The following is a 16,452-nucleotide window of genomic DNA, read 5'->3' as shown; positions in this document are numbered from 1 at the left end:
ATATCAAATTATTTTTCTATGAAAAAAAAGTACACTAGCTACTCAATAATGAAATTTTTAGCACTTTTTGTGTTTTTATTAATTTCATTTAATAATCAAGCTCAAGTTACAGAAATCTATACAGATTACCTAGGTTACTGGAAATCTACCTCTTCAGCAAACAATAGTATTTTACCTGAAGATTCTCATGCAGTATTAGCTTTTACCGCTAACGGTACTACTTATTCTACTGGTGTTAATGATACTAAATTAACCTCTAAAGGAGTTTCTTATACCTCTGCAAATTTTAGAGCATTGCCGGTGTTAGAATTACCTACAACAGGCGGTGGTTCTTATTACATTGGTTTTGGTCAATTAACAGATGGTATTGACAATGGTACTTCTACCTCTTCTTTACCTTTTACAGCTAACCCTACTGGAGCAGAACTTGCATCATATTTAACTGCAGGACCAAATGGCTTAGATTTAGGTACTTATTTTACCAATATTCCTTCAACAAGTACAATTAGATTTGAATTAAGCTCTGCCGGTTTAGACATGATAGATGTTGGAGACGGTATTCCTGATATTTTAGTTTCACAAATTGCTCAAGTTAGTACTACTAAAGACGAATTAAGATTTGTAGATAGTGGAGGTAATACTGTAGGTAACCGAGTAGATGTAACTCTTTCTGCAGCTCCAACCTTAGGAACTTGGCAGACTGATTTATTTAATTTTAACGGTAGTCCTGGACAAGTAAACAATAATAAAACAATCAAGTTTGCTTCAATAGAATTATCTGAGTTTGGAATAACAGCTTCTAACATTACAGATGCTGTAGCATTAATTTACACTCCAAGTGGTAGTACAGATCCTGCATTTATAGCATATAACGAACCATCCATACCTGTTGCTAGTAACTTTAACATAGTTTCTCAACCAACTACATCAAACTGTGATGGTACATTGCCTTCTAGCTTTACAATTCAAGTTACAGATGATGCTGGAAATGCTGTTGCTCAAGCAGGTTTTAATATCACTGCAAATATCAAAACTGGTCCAGGTCAATTATTAGGTACGCTTACAAGAACTACAGATGCTTCTGGACAAGCTGTTTTTGATGATTTATCTTTTGAAGTTGGTGGTGACCACACTATCGCATTTAATAGCTCAAGTCTTAAAGAAGTTATATCTGCTACTATTGCAGATGCAACGAGTTGTGGTGATGCAACGTGGAATGGTAGTGTTGATAACGATTGGAATGATGCCAACAACTGGGACATTGCTGAGGTACCAAATGCTAATTACAATGTAACTATCCCTTCAGGATTAACTAATTATCCTATTTTAGATATTAATACTGGTGCAGATAATTTGATTTTAGGAGATAATACTTCCATTGAATTAAACGGACATTTATTTACTATTCAAGGAACTATTACCACAGGTGTTAACAGCTATATAGATGGTAGTGCAGCAAATTCAGAATTATATATGTCTGGACAAGCACAACAAACTATCCCTTCTGGTTTTATAGATGGTGATTTAGCTAATTTTACTATTGAAAACAATAATGGCGTTGTTGTAAATACTGAAATGAAAATCACAGAGATTTTAACAGTTATTACTGGTCAATTAACAACCAACGGAAATATCACTCTTACTTGTGACTTTACTGGCAACACAGCTCAAATAGGAGAAGTAACTGGTTCAATTTCTGGTGATATTACTGCAGAACAATGTTTTCCTGCAAATAGAGCTTATAGATTTGTATCTTCTTCTATAACAACTACTACATCTATTAGAGCAAACTGGCAAGAAGACGCTGCAACTTATGATGATGCTACAGTTTTACATAATTACGGGACTCACATTACAGGTGTTGGCTCTAACGCTGATGGGTATAATGGTTTTGATTATAACCCTTCTGGTAACCCATCTATGTTTACTCTTAATAACTCTACACAGTCTTGGGAAGCTGCAGCTAATACCACTAGCAATTTAACAGCAGGAGCACCATATAGATTAATAATTAGAGGAGACAGATTTATTGATATTACAGATAATGATACCCCACCTACAGACACAAGACTTAGAGCTACAGGTACTGCAGCTACAGGAAGTGTTACTTTTAACTCTGGTTTTAATTTTACAGAAGGTAGTTTTAACTTCTTTGGTAATCCATACCACGCCATTGTAGATATGGAGCAAGTGATAAATAGTGCGGCAGCATCAAATATTAATCCTTTATACTATTATATATGGGATCCTAACTCAGGTACAAGAGGTGCATATTCTACTATAGAAATATTAACAAACACAGGTACAGTTGGAGATGGAAACAACTTTTTACAACCAATGCAATCTGCTTTCTTTTTAACAAGTAACCTTGGTACTACTCCTTCTATTACATTTGAAGAAAGTTTTAAAACTGTAGAGCAAGAAAGTACTGATATATTTAGAACTGCAAATAATGAACAGAAATATTTACAGTTAAATATTTTTCAAGAAGAACTTTATTACTCTTCAAGCAATTCTTCTGATGGTCTAAAAATAAAGTTTCAAGAAACTGGAGATAATGCATACACTTACAAAGATGCTCCAAAACTATATAACCTAGATGAAAATATTGCTAGAGATGTAAATGGAAACTTAGTATCTATTGAAGTTAGAAATATTCCTACAGATAATGAAACTCTTCAATTATTTACAGACAATTACGTAACTACTAATTATATTTTTAAAGCAGAACTACAAGGTTTAGATGATTACACTGTTTATTTAAAAGATAATTATACTAATAAAAGTACTGTATTAAGCAATGGTTCTATTTATAGCTTTAGAGTAGACGAATCTATTAGCGAGACTTTAAAAACTAATCGATTTATTATAACATTTAATAAATCTACATTAGGAGATGATACGTATGTATCAAATGAAGTACAAGTTTACCCAAATCCAACGCAAGAAATTTTAAACATTTCTACTGAAGACATAGATATTAACGGAGGTACTATTAACATCTACGACACAATGGGAAGAAAAGTAATGAATAAAACTATTAACGAAAACTTTAACAACCAACTTAATATTTCAACATTACCAACTGGGATTTACCTTTTTAACTTACAAACTACCAACGGAAGTATTTTTACACAAAAAATAGTTAAACAATAAGCGTTATGAAAAAGAAAATAAATCAAAGAAAATATATTATTTTATTGATAATACTAATTGCTTCAATTCCTGCAGTTAATGCGCAAATAGGTTTCCCAGATGATGTTGATGATGAAACCGTTGCTGCTCCTATAAATGGTTTAATATGGCTAGCATTAACTTTTGGCGGAGCGTTAGGAATATTAAAATCTAGAAAAAAATAAAATTTAATAATAAAAAGCTGCTGTTAAAAGGTAGCTTTTGTTATATATAGTTACATTATTAATTTAAAATTATTATATGATGAAAAATAAATACTTAAATTATATTTTCACCAGTATAGCAATTGTAATTTTTCACTTACCGTTTATTACAAATGCGCAAAGCGGGCCAGGTGGTGTGGGCTCAGATACAGATAACCGTTTTTGGTTTATTGCTAATTCATTATCTGCAACTACAAATAACGGCGCAACTGTAAATACTGTATTTAATTATGGAGGTAATAGTAATAATGCTACTCAAGGTACTGCTTCACGTAGACCTACTTTTTCTACCAATCAATTAAACGGATTTCCTATTTTAGAATTTGATGGTAGTAACGATTATTTATCTATAGCAGACAATACTGATCTTGATACCGGTGGACCTTGGGCTCAAAGAACATATTCTTTTGTAATAAGAACAGGGGCAGATGTTACAACGAGACAAAACATTTATAATGAAGGAGGGTCTACACGTGGTTTTAATGTATATATAGACAATGGCCTTCTTTATATTGGTGCTTTAAACCTAAATAATGATGGTGCAGATGCTCCATGGGGGTTTACCTCTGCTAACACATCTATCACCGCTAATACCGAGTATATTATTACTTTTACTTTTAACGGTAACACGTCAATGACAGGTACCATAGATACTTACCTAAATGGTGTTTTATTTGGAACATTAACAGGTATTGGTAGAGTTTACAATCATAATCCAGCAAATTTAGGAGCACAAGTAAACGATGGTTATTATCACGATGGTGGAAATAACAACTCCAACCACTTTTTTCAAGGAGGTTTAGCTGAATTTATTTTCTATAATAAAGTATTAAACACTTCAGAACTTAATAGTTTGGAGAACTATTTATCATCAAAATACGATATTAGTATTGGCTCTAAAGATGTGTACACCTATGATAATGCAACTGAAAATTTTGACTATCACTATGTTGCAATTCAAAGAGAAACTTCTTCAGACAATCACCTAGCTACTTCCATAGGAACAGGTATGGTAACAATCACAGAGAATGATGCACTAGCAGATAATGATTTATTAGCTATAGCTACAGATACATTTGATAATTCAGAATTAGAAACATTATCTTATGGTTGTACTGCTACAAATAAATCTCTTTACAAACTTACTAGTAACTGGAGAGCTCAAAAAACAGGAAGCTTTACTACTGCAGACTTTAGCTTATCTTTAGATGATTTTGGAACTACATTTACTTCAGAAGAAGTAATTCTACTAGTAAGTAATGATGCGGCATTTACAAGTCCTACAGAAACTGCAGCTACTAATATTTCTGGGAATATTGCAACTTTTGAAAACATCACTATTAACAATGGAGACTACATTAGTTTTGCTGTATCTCAATTAGAATCTGGAGATTATATCCCAGGAGGTGTAACTTCATTACTAAATACTAGATTCTGGTATCAAGCAAGTAATTTAAGTTTGAGTAATAACACTGCAGTTAGCACCTGGGCAAACCAAGGGCCTAATGGACTTCCATTAGAACAAGCTTCAGCATCAAGACAGCCAATCTATACTGAAAATCAAATGAACGGATTTCCTTCTGTTGTGTTTGATGGAACAAATGATATCTTACAAATTGACGACAATTTAGAGATTAATATTGATGAGCCATATAGTAATAGAACATTTACTATGGTATTTAATTCTGGATCCGATATTACCTCTACACAAATTCTTTATGAAGAAGGTGGTAACACACGAAGCTTACTATTTTTTATCAAAAATGGAAATTTAACTTTTGCTGCCTACAACCAAAGTAATGATGGTGCAGGTTCTCCATGGAACTACACAGATTTAGACACACCTATTTCTGCCAACACCGATTACGTACTTAACTATGTGTATAATGGTAATTCTACTACTACAGGAACTATAGATTGTTATTTAAACGGAGCCTTAGTGGGCACAATTAACAATATTGGTTTATTATATGCACATACTGGAGATATTTCTATAGGAGGAAATGGAAGTAATACCATCATAGTAGACGGATCTTCTCTTACAGCAAATACAAGTTATTTTGAAGGAAGTATTACTGAGTTTACTATGTATGATCTCTCTTTAAATTCTGCTCAAGTAGGAGTTTTACAAAACTACTACTCCGCAAAGTATGATTTAAGCTTAAGTACTAATGATTTATTTGCTTATGACTCTACTACTGAAGGAGATTTTGATCATAATTTAGTAGGGTTGTATAATTCTACTACAGATATCAAAAATCAAAGTTTCGTAGGAACAGGAATTATTAATATCTCTAATCCATCTAATTTAGATGCCGGTGAACATTTATTAATAGCTTCTAATAGAGAAGAAATAGATTTACTAGACACTGATGATATAGATTGTTCTTCTACTCTTGCAGACGACCAAAAACTGGCTACAGTATGGCGTGTTGATGAAGGAGGAGAAACAGGAACAGTAGACCTTAGTCTTTTATTAGATCAAATTAGTTTAAGTAGTTCTATTTATTCTTCTATAGAATTAATAATTAGCTCTTCTTCAAATTTTAGCTCACCTACATTAGTAACAGGTTCTATTGGTTGTAACAAAATTACTTTCAGCGGAATTAACTTTACAGATGGAGACTATTTCACTATAAGATACAACGATGTACAGCCTATTACGTGGGATGGTACAACTTACACCAATGGTTCAGGTACTAATGGAGCACCTAGCGCTATAGATAAAGGTAGAAAATTAGTAATTCTTAATCCTTCTGCAACTTTAACAGAAGATGCATCTGTAGGATGTATACATATTGCTAGCGGAGCAGATGCAACGGTAGATACCGGAGTAGAATTAGCAATACAACAAGATATTTACAACTTAGGTAGTTTTGATGCTTCTCAAGCTCAATTAGTTTTTAATGGTTATTTAAACCAAAGCCTTACAGGTGATAGTATGTCTATAGGTAATTTAGAAATTGACAATCCAAATGGTGTAACTATTGGCTTAAATACAGATGAATACTTATACATTGATGATGTACTTACCGTAACTAACGGAACATTGTCTACAGGAGATCAACTATACTTACGTTGTGATTTCACCAATGGTGCAGCACAAATTGGTGAAGTTGGCGGTATCATTTCAGGTAATGTTATCACAGAACAATGTTTCCCTGCAAAGAGAGCATTTAGATTTATTACCTCTTCTGTAACCACTTCTGCAAATATTAAAGCTAATTGGCAAGAAGGTGCTACAGCATATAACGACGACCCTACTCCTGGTTACGGTACTCATATTACAGGTACAACCATAGATCAAACCGATGGATTTGATGCTACCCCATCAGGAAACCCATCTATGTTTAGTTTTAATAATAGTACAAGTTCTTGGGTTAACATAGCAGATACAGATAATACTAATTTAATAGCAGGAGTCCCTTACCGTTTACTAGTTAGAGGAGACCGCTCAATAGACGTTACATCTAATACTGCAGCTCCAACCAATACCATTATTAGAAATACAGGTTCAGTACTTACTGGAGATGTTACTCAAACTGGATTTAACACAACAGATGGTGTCGCTAATTTCTTCGGAAATCCTTATCACGCAGCTGTAAATATGCAATTAGTAATGAGTAACATTAATACTACTAACGTAGATTCAAATTTCTATTATGTATATGATCCAGATTTAGGAGGTACGCCTGTAACAGGTACTCCAGGAGGACGTGGCGGTTATGTAACGGTAGATTTATCAGACGGTAGTAATAGCAACACTAGCTCTAATGCAAATCAGTATTTACAACCAATGCAAGCTGCTTTCTTCTTAAGCGGATCTGCAGGTACTACTACAAGCTTAGCTTTTACAGAAGCGAACAAAGCGGTACAAGAAGCTGCTACAAGTGTATTTAGAAGTGCAACTACTACAGATACAAAAGAAATTAGATTACAATTATTTACCCAAGATGCATTCACTAACAATCAGACTTCATCAGATGGGTTAAGAATTAAGTTTTCTAATAGTGCTAGTAATGCAGTGAATAATCAAGACGCACCTAAATTCTTCAATTTAGATGAAAATTTAGCTCGTATAGAGCAAGGGAGTTATTTATCTATTGAAAACAGAGAATTACCGCAAGAAGGGGAAGTTTTACAGTTATTTACCAACCAGTATCGTTATACAGATTATACTTTCCAAATAGAAATACCTACTGAATTTGAGAAAGAAGTATATTTAGAAGATGCTTATTTGCAAACCTCTACTCTATTAACTAGCGGTTTACAAACAATAAACTTTCAGGTAGACGAAACTATTGCAGAAAGTATTGCTTCTGATAGATTCTCTATAAGTTTTGGAAAATCTACGCTTGATTTAAATAATTTTGACACTAAATCTATTTCGGTTTATCCTAACCCTGTGGAAGATCAAAGTGTTTACATCTTGCTACCAGAACAATCTGGAAGTAATATTCAAGTTGAAATTTACAATGTATTAGGACAAAAAATTTACAACCGTAAAGCTACTCCAGAATCTAATGGAACACTTCAATTAAATTCTGTTCCATTTGGAGGATCAGGAATATATTTCTTAAAAGTGAAAGACACAGATTCACAACAAGTTTACGAAACGAAACTAATTAAATCTTAATGAAGATTTGTTTCCACAAAAAAAGGTGCTCTATGAGCACCTTTTTTTATTTTATAAATAAACGTTATTAAATTATTTTTGCAGGAACTCCAACTACTGTAGCACCATCTGGGACATCATGAATAACTACAGCACCAGCCCCAATTTTACACCATTTACCAATATTAATTCCCTGAATAACTTTAGCTCCTATTCCTATTTGAGTACCTTCATCTATAGTAACATTACCCGCTAATAAAGCACCAGGAGAAATGTGTACAAAATCACCTAATATACAATCGTGTTCTACCACTGCTGCACTATTAACAATACTATGTTTACCTATTATTGCATTTGCATTAACCACACTGTTTGCAAAAAAAACCGTCCCTACACCTATATTGGCAGATACAGAAACTATTGAAGACTTATGGATAACAGCTTTAGAAAAAACCACCTTATCACTAATTTTAACTGCAACTTTTTTTCTTATTTTATTATCCCCAACACCTATGACAAATTCACTTTGTATAATATCTAAATTAGAAGTATTATGATTAATTGAATAATTCAAACAAGTTTTTTTATTTACATCATCATCCCAAAAATTAACTATACCATTAGGGTAAGAAGACAAAAAACTTTCTGTGATGACTTTGGCATGACCACTAGCGCCGTATATATTTAATCTGCTCATAAATTGCCTTTAAAGGGTTCTGTAGTTGCCTGACCTACTGCACTGATTCCTTCAGAAACAAAAACTTTTTTTATTGTTAAAAATAAAATCTTAATATCTAGCATAAAACTTTGATTCTCTACGTACCAAACATCGAGTTTAAATTTATCCTTCCAAGAAATTGCATTTCTACCATTTACTTGTGCCCAACCTGTAATACCTGGCCTTACTAAATGCCTTTTTTTTTGTTCTTCGCTATATAAAGGTAAATACTCAGGAAGTAATGGTCTTGGTCCAATTAAACTCATATCTCCTTTTAAAACATTGATTAATTGTGGAATTTCATCTAAAGATGTTTTTCTTACAAACTTCCCTATTTTAGTTAGACGTTTTACGTCTGGCAACAAGTTACCTTCACCATCTTTTTTATCAGTCATCGTTTTAAATTTAACGATTTTAAATATCTTTTCCTCCTTGCCTGGTCTTAATTGAAAAAACAAAGGTTTGCCCTGATTAGCTATAAATAACCCAACAAATACAATAAAAAAAACCGGACTTAAAAAGCACAGAAGAGACAATGCAAATAAAAAATCAAAAATTCTTTTAAAAAAGTTTTTATACATAGTGCAAAAGTAGTGAATTAAGCTTTTTCAGAAAGCACTATTTTATAATAAAAAAAATCGTTAGTTTATGACAACAACAAGTTATATTCATCTAACAAAGCTTTCCATACACGTGCTCTTTCATAACGATCTGCAATCATTTTCCTAGAATGCAATTGTAGTTGCCTGTATAACTGTTGTTCTTCTAATAATCGATTCATTGCTTTCTCTAAAAGTTCAATGTTTTTTACGGGGATGATTAAACCATTTACTTGATGGTTTATAATTTCATTACAACCATTAATATCGGTTACTATACTTGGTAACTCCATTGCTCCTGCCTGCATCACTACATTAGGAAAACCTTCTCGATAACTTGGAAAAACTAAAGCTTGACTAATTGCAAAATACGGTCTTACGTCTTCTTGATATCCTACGGACACGATATTAGCATTCTGCTTAATTTCTTGTAAAGTTATGGGTAGTAACGGATCTAATTCTTGTTCTAAAGGGCCAACTAATAAAAGTTTTATTTCTCTATCATCCTCTTGTTCGCTTAAATTTTTAAATGCAGCAACAAGTTCATTTATACCTTTATCCCCTACCAGCCTTCCTACAAATACAAATACAAAATCAGTAGAACTAATAACTAAATCTTCTCGTAATGTTTGTATTTCTTCTTGTCGAAAAAGTTTTGGTTCAAAATAAGAAGTGTCGATACCATTTACATTTCCGTTGGCTAAAATTTTTAGAGGTTTATCTGTAATTTTGTATTTTATTAAATCGTTTTTAACTCCTACTCCTTCTGGGTAAACATTTGTAGCAACTTTGCACAGTAAACGATCCATTTGAATTAGGACAAATTGAAAAAAACCTGTTTTACTAGGAAAGATTAGACCTGTAAATGTATGTAATCTATTAGGTACTCTAGCGATTTTAGCTGCTAGCATACTTAATAATCCTGCTTTAGGTGTTATGCTGTGTACTAAGGTTGGTTTTTCTTTTTTAAATAAAACTACGAGCTTGTACAGAGATTGTAAGTCTTGCAAAAGATGAATTCCTCTTTGCATCTCTACAGGAACAACTTGTACAGATTCTCTAACTCCCACTTTTTTTAAATGATCTCCATTTGCAGAAGAAACCCCTATTACTTGATAATGTTTTGACAAAAAATTTAATTGGCCTTCCAACAATTTATCTAAAGAAATTGGCACCGTTGAAACACGAATTACTTTAGGCAAGAACTTCTTCATACAACTGTATATATTTTTTTACCATAATAGAAATATCATATTCTTCTGCTCGTTCTTGGCATTTTTCTACCACTTCATCATACAAAACTTTATTACCTAACAGCTTTTGGATATGTTCTGCTAACAATTTAGCGTTACCTTGAGGAAATAATAATCCAGCGTCACTCACAATTTCTGATAATCCTGGTACATCTGAGGCTATAAATGGTCTACCGGAAGCCATCCCTTCTATGCTAGACAGAGACATCCCTTCATAGTGAGAAGAAAGCACTATTACATCTGCTGTTTTTAGTAGTTGGGGGATATCGGAACGGTTTCCTAGAAATAATATTCGTTCGGATAGCCCTAACTCTTTTGTGAAAATTTCTAAACCTGATTTTAAAGGTCCATCTCCAGCCAAAAGCAAAATGGTATTTTCTGGTAAATAAGTGAAAGAATTAATTAATGTTTTTTGATCTTTTTGAGGTCGAAATGCTGATACTTGTAAAATTATATTCTGATTTACTTGCTTCAACTCTTGTAATTCTTCAGCTTCGTAAATATTATTTAAATCTACTCCATTTTCAATAACTTTGAAAACAACTTGACTCATTTTAAGTTTTGTATGCCTTTTAATTATTTCATCAATCTCTTTAGAAATAGATACTATTTTATCATATTTTGAATAGAAGTAACGATCTATTACTGCTAAAAATTTATTATTTATTCTTTTATTAGAAGTATTATGTTCTGTAAATATTAACTTGGTTTTTGCCTTACTAAGTTTTTTAGCTAACACTGCCCAATATTGTGCCGGAAATAAATGCACGTGAGCAATGTCATATTTCGGTAAAATTTCAGCAATCTTTAATATATGAATAGGGTGGTAGACAGAACCTCTCCCTAATTTATAAACTTTACAGATATTTAGTTCTTCTAATTGCTGCATAAATGGATAATTTTCATCTCTTAAAACCAAAACATCCGTGGTAATTCCCTGCTCAATATACAAAGGCACGCTATCTAAAATCAATTTCTCTGCTCCTCCTGTACCCAAGCTGTCTATAATTTGTAACACTTTCATTATTGAGAACGTTTATCATTAAAATACATCAAAAGACCTAAAGGAAGAAATGCTCCATAAAAAAGATTTGGTAATTTTTTTAGATTATCTAGAATAGAACTAGAGGAATCATTAAACGAAAACCTCCAAAAATTAATAGTAGCTTTCACCTTTTCTTTTATTGGTATTTTATAAGAAACTAATTCTACATAATGCAACATACTAGCAATTGGAGACTGCATTCTTATTTTAATGATCTTTTGCGTTAATCCTCCCGGTAAATACTCTGTGATATACAAACCTAAATTATAAAATTGTAAATTATAGTACTGTGCTATTCTATTCCAAACTAAAGCTTCAGGGCAAAATTTTTCATTTTCTATTTCTGGAAATTTATATTTTTTTAAAATCTCTGTTTTAAAAATTTCTACTAAATCACCGATTATTTTGTGTTGATAGCGTATGGATACTGAATTTGCTAGAATAGATTTATCAAAGATATTGCCTACAATATTACCATCACTATAAGCTCTTCTTACCGCAACACCTGCTAAATTAGCATTCAACCTACTCTGATCAAGTAACGGATTTAAAACTTCTATAGCTTCTTCTTTTAGATAATCATCCGAATCTAAAATGAGAAAAAAATCTCCTTTTGCCTTTTTCACTCCAAAATTAATGGCTCGATGTTTTCCTCCGTTTTTTTGTTTAAAATAATTAATTGAGAAATCTTGGGTATACTCGATAAATGATTTTACGACTTCTTCTGTATTATCAGTACTACCATCATCTACAATAATCCACTCAAAATTTTTGTAGGTTTGTTTTTGCAAACTAGTAAACACTCTTTTTAAAAGAGACGCTCTATTATAAGTTGGTGTAAAAATAGTAAGTATTTTATTCATAACGATATTCCATATGTTCCCACTGTCCATCCCTATTAAAATCTTGAAAAATACTTTTATACGGCATAAAGTCTCCTCCATCGTACACTAACATTAATCGAAAAAAAATTGCCGTATAATATAAAAAAACAACGGTTTTAAATAGTTTCATTTTTTCTAAAGAAAGTGTTTCTAATATTAAATAAGGTAAGCCAATTACTACAAAAATAAAATAGTACCAAGCAAAACGGATAAAAGTAGCATTGGTCAAACTTAGCAATATAATCAACCCATAAAATAACAATCCATTTAAAATCCATCTCTTATTTTCATCTACATACATTTTGGTTCGATAAGTCAACACTAGAAAAATAACTAAAAAACCTTCTATTAAATAAAAAATATTCACCCCTCCACTTTTATCAGCATAAACCTCTAGCTTTTTATCATCTATATTTTCAATAGCACTCCCTAACAGGAAGTCTCCTATAGGTGATAAACTCACTATACCTGCAATAATACTAATACTAAAAACTTGAAAAAGAGAGAACGCTCTATTTCTAACCAATAAAAAAGGAAGCACCACAATTGCGGTTTTATGCATAAAAACTGCTGCAATTGCTAAAACCCATATCCATATTTTTTTTTCTTTTTTGATAAAAGTAAAGGCTAACCAAACCAACACCATTGCCATCCCTTGCCTTATATATACAAAAGACATCAAATAAAATTTAGCAAAATAGATAAATAAAGAGACGTAAAATAAAGGGCTCAGTTTTTTTATACTATAAAAATGAGTTCCTAAAACAATAATAGAGGAGATTAATAACATCCATTCTCTTGTATCATCTACTTGTTTAATCAAGGCAAAATATGCCATAAATCCAGGGTCAAATATTTGCAACTGAGCAAACTGATCTAGGTCATGCTCAAAAACATCAGAATAGATGTACACATCAAAGCCACCAATCATATCTCTAAAGCCTGCTATTAATATTGCAAAACCAAAAAAAAGATAAATACCAATAGATGGGCTTTGATTATTTTGAAAATAAAAAAAAACAAAACCTACAAATAAAATTAGGTAAACAAGCATAGATTTATTTTAGTTTACACAACCAAAGGAAAGGCCACTTCAAATTGATTAATTGTTCAAAAATAACCAATTTTATAGTTTTATTAGATTTACTTATTGGCAAAAGTTTTTCTTCTTTATATAAAATGAAAATTTTTTTAATATAGTTTAAGGGGTATTTCTCTATATACAAACTATAAAAAAAACCAAGTATTGAATGGGATAAGCGTTCGTGTATTACTTTGTACTCTCTAGAATTTTGTGGATAATTATCTCTAAGTTTTCTTGTATTTAAATGAACATTTATTGAACTCTCTCCTTGTTTTAACAAATGTTCTTTTGACTTTGTTTTCGAAATTGAGTTTTCATTATGTAAATAGCTATAAAAACATTTTTTAATAAATTTCACTTTACTAGCCTTAGAAAAAACTTGTAAATTAAATAAAGAATCTTCGAGACTAACCGATTTTGCTAAAAAAGTAAAATTATTTTCCTGTAAAAATTTTAAGGAATAAATATTATTCCACAGGAATAAACGACCGTCATTTCTATCTAAAAATTCTATTCCATCTACAATTTCCAAATCTTTACCTGGCGGCAAACGATAATCAAAATTTTCATCCTTGTTTTCTTGTCGATAACCTAAATGAAATACATCTACTTCTTCAAAAGCATTAGATAAATTTATAAAAGCATCTTTTGCAATATAATCGTCTGCATCTAACATCCATAAATAGTCTCCTCTCAACTTCTTTAAACCGAAATTTCGTGCTTTATAAACCCCTTGGTTTTTTTGATGATAAACTTTTATGTAGGAATATTTTGCAGCTAAATTATTTATAATATCAGCAGTATTATCTATAGAACCATCGTTTACAATTACCACTTCTAAATCAAACACAGAATTCTGATTTACGATGCTTTTTACACAACGATCTATAAATTTTTCGCAGTTATAGACAGGAATTAAAATGGACAACTTTAATTTATTACTTTGAAGCATCTACTAAAGTTTTATAAAACAAATAATGGTTATTGATAATTTTTTCTCTACTAAAATATGTAAGCACTATTTCTCTGTTGATTTTAATTTCAGTACTTGATAAAAAAGCAGAATTATATGGTAAATTAATGTTAAAAACTTTTATACCTATATCTAAAAAATAATTATAAAGTATATTATCTCCAGAGAGAAAAACTTTTTTTCCTTGCAATAATAGCGGCAAAATATTCCCAACTGCTTGTTGACGTTTATGGTTAAAAAAAGCATAACTACAAGAATTTAGGATATGATTATATTCCTTTAATTTTAAAAAATCAAAGATAGGAACAAATTTATCTCCAAATAAGGATTTCCCAACTTTCACTAACTCTAATTTATATTTTTCATTACCTCCATAACTTAAAGGAACAAATATTTTTTGACCTTCCTCAAGCCCTTCTTTATAAATTTTTCTCATCACTTCTATATGGTTAGATTCATATGTAGAGGAATTACCAATAAAAATATTATTTACATTTTTAGATTCTGGTGAAATAAAATTAGATAATGATTCAATATCCCCATTACCATATGCCAAATACTCTCCCTTAAATGATGGTATTTTTTTAATCAAGTCAAATTCATTTGGAATTATAGGGGAAACAAAATCAACATGTTTGATAACATAAAGAAAAGATTTTTTATACGTTGTACCATATTTCATATAATAAAAAAGTGGCCTTAATATTTTTTTTACATCATATTTAAAAAATTTATGCCTAATATTTTTTGTTTCATTACCATACAATTCTTGTTTATAATAGGGGGAAGAATAAAAATCTACTCCCCACATACTCCAACATACAGATTTAAAATTTTTCATTGAATTATATAAGGCCATGCACTTAAATACTGTCAAGCAATGAATAACTAAAATTTCCACATTAGATTTTTCTATATAACTTTTATATAATTTAAAATTTGGTATAAATGTAACTAAATCTTGATATGCTCTAGATATAAGTTGTGTATCTTCTCCAAGCACCAAAAAATCATGTGAAATTTTAAATTCTATATTAGCTTTAGAACTGATAGCCATCTCAATAGCATAATTAGTAAATTTCTCATTATCAATTAAGTGAAGTATTTTCATTATAAGTTCAAATAAAATTATAATTAAACTTTTGCGCAACTTGTTCCGTGATTGCTTTTATTTCATTGTAATTTTCTTCTCCAAAATATGACACATAATCTTTTACAACCTGCCCCTTAGGTTGAAAATTTTTATCTAAAATATTTGTAATATCATTCTTTTTTTCAAAATCAAATTCATCTAACAAGCCATCAATAAATGTTAGTTTGTCTTCTACAAAATCTTCATACTTAACTAACACACAGTTATCTGAAAAAATATAATTTTCTTGAGAATAAACTTTAACATATAATATTGCAAGATCTCTAACGTATGACTCTCCTGAACTAAAATGAATTTGCCAATCAGGGTGTATAGATTCAATATTAATACTTTTTTTGTTTCCTGGTATATTTAAGCGATTAAGAATAGATCTTATAGTATCTAACGGGTGTCTTGTTATAAAAATGTATTTTTTTAATTTAAATACCTTTTCTATTTGATTAATCATCAACGAAGCTGAAGGTTCTTTAATGATATCTTTAGAAAATGGATAAGAGAACTTATTTATGTGATTATTGAAACATAATTTTTTATTTATAATATCTTTATAATAATCACCCCATAAATATTTAGTATCTAAAGTACAACTCTTTCCAGACCGCGTAGCTAATAAACTTGCTATAGCCGTAGTACCTGTTTTTTGCATACCAAAAACCCACATAGCCTTTTTATTGGGTTTTGTAAATAAATTTAAAACAGGTATTCTCAAACCTAGATATATCATAAGTGA

Annotated in this window: 12 protein-coding genes; 3 read left to right on the top strand and 9 right to left on the bottom strand. The window is 30.9% G+C overall.

Annotation, left to right across the window (positions count from 1 at the left end; all coding sequences use genetic code 11):
- Window positions 1–18: 18 nt before the first annotated feature.
- The 3 genes from BUC03_RS13415 (at window position 19) to BUC03_RS13405 (ending at window position 8,034) form a co-directional block, all read left to right on the top strand.
- Window positions 19–3,156, top strand: coding sequence for a T9SS type A sorting domain-containing protein (locus BUC03_RS13415; RefSeq protein WP_159432719.1), 3,138 nt, complete (start codon window positions 19–21; stop codon window positions 3,154–3,156).
- Window positions 3,157–3,161: 5 nt separating this feature from the next.
- Window positions 3,162–3,359 (top strand): hypothetical protein, encoded by a 198-nt coding sequence (locus tag BUC03_RS13410; RefSeq protein WP_073153104.1) that lies wholly within the window; start codon window positions 3,162–3,164, stop codon window positions 3,357–3,359.
- Window positions 3,360–3,435: 76 nt separating this feature from the next.
- Window positions 3,436–8,034, top strand: a complete 4,599-nt coding sequence (locus tag BUC03_RS13405) for a T9SS type A sorting domain-containing protein (RefSeq protein ID WP_084112961.1) — start codon at window positions 3,436–3,438, stop codon at window positions 8,032–8,034.
- A gap of 67 nt (window positions 8,035–8,101) precedes the next feature.
- Here the strand turns inward: BUC03_RS13405 and BUC03_RS13400 are convergent, their stop codons facing one another.
- From BUC03_RS13400 to BUC03_RS13360, 9 genes are all read right to left on the bottom strand, one after another.
- Entirely contained in the window at window positions 8,102–8,710 is a 609-nt protein-coding gene (locus BUC03_RS13400) for an acetyltransferase (protein ID WP_073153098.1), read from the bottom strand.
- Window positions 8,707–9,312: a sugar transferase gene (locus tag BUC03_RS13395; protein ID WP_073153095.1), complete on the bottom strand. Its 606-nt coding sequence runs from the start codon at window positions 9,310–9,312 to the stop codon at window positions 8,707–8,709. The genes BUC03_RS13400 and BUC03_RS13395 overlap by 4 nt, the downstream gene beginning before the upstream one ends.
- A 65-nt stretch (window positions 9,313–9,377) precedes the next feature.
- A complete protein-coding gene (locus BUC03_RS13390) occupies window positions 9,378–10,544 on the bottom strand; it encodes a glycosyltransferase family 4 protein (RefSeq protein WP_073153092.1) in 1,167 nt (388 codons plus the stop codon).
- On the bottom strand, window positions 10,525–11,607 hold the full coding sequence (locus BUC03_RS13385) for a glycosyltransferase (protein ID WP_073153091.1): 1,083 nt from the start codon (window positions 11,605–11,607) through the stop codon (window positions 10,525–10,527). The genes BUC03_RS13390 and BUC03_RS13385 overlap by 20 nt, the downstream gene beginning before the upstream one ends.
- Entirely contained in the window at window positions 11,607–12,491 is an 885-nt protein-coding gene (locus BUC03_RS13380) for a glycosyltransferase family 2 protein (protein WP_073153088.1), read from the bottom strand. The genes BUC03_RS13385 and BUC03_RS13380 overlap by 1 nt, the downstream gene beginning before the upstream one ends.
- Window positions 12,484–13,566 carry an EpsG family protein gene (locus BUC03_RS13375; RefSeq protein ID WP_073153086.1) on the bottom strand — a complete coding sequence of 361 codons (1,083 nt, stop codon included), beginning with the start codon at window positions 13,564–13,566 and terminating at the stop codon, window positions 12,484–12,486. Before BUC03_RS13375 ends, BUC03_RS13380 begins: the two co-directional genes overlap by 8 nt.
- A 4-nt stretch (window positions 13,567–13,570) precedes the next feature.
- Window positions 13,571–14,548, bottom strand: a complete 978-nt coding sequence (locus BUC03_RS13370; RefSeq protein WP_073153083.1) for a glycosyltransferase — start codon at window positions 14,546–14,548, stop codon at window positions 13,571–13,573.
- Window positions 14,535–15,680, bottom strand: a complete 1,146-nt coding sequence (locus BUC03_RS13365) for a TDP-N-acetylfucosamine:lipid II N-acetylfucosaminyltransferase family protein (protein WP_143159203.1) — start codon at window positions 15,678–15,680, stop codon at window positions 14,535–14,537. The genes BUC03_RS13370 and BUC03_RS13365 overlap by 14 nt, the downstream gene beginning before the upstream one ends.
- A gap of 7 nt (window positions 15,681–15,687) precedes the next feature.
- Entirely contained in the window at window positions 15,688–16,446 is a 759-nt protein-coding gene (locus BUC03_RS13360; protein WP_073153079.1) for a sulfotransferase, read from the bottom strand.
- Window positions 16,447–16,452 lie beyond the last annotated feature (6 nt).

Source organism: Mesonia phycicola (assembly GCF_900141885.1).
In the GTDB taxonomy this organism is placed as follows: Bacteria; Bacteroidota; Bacteroidia; order Flavobacteriales; family Flavobacteriaceae; genus Mesonia; species Mesonia phycicola.
The sequence above is the reverse complement of the archived record's forward strand: the minus strand, read 5'-3'. Positions and strand labels throughout refer to the sequence as shown.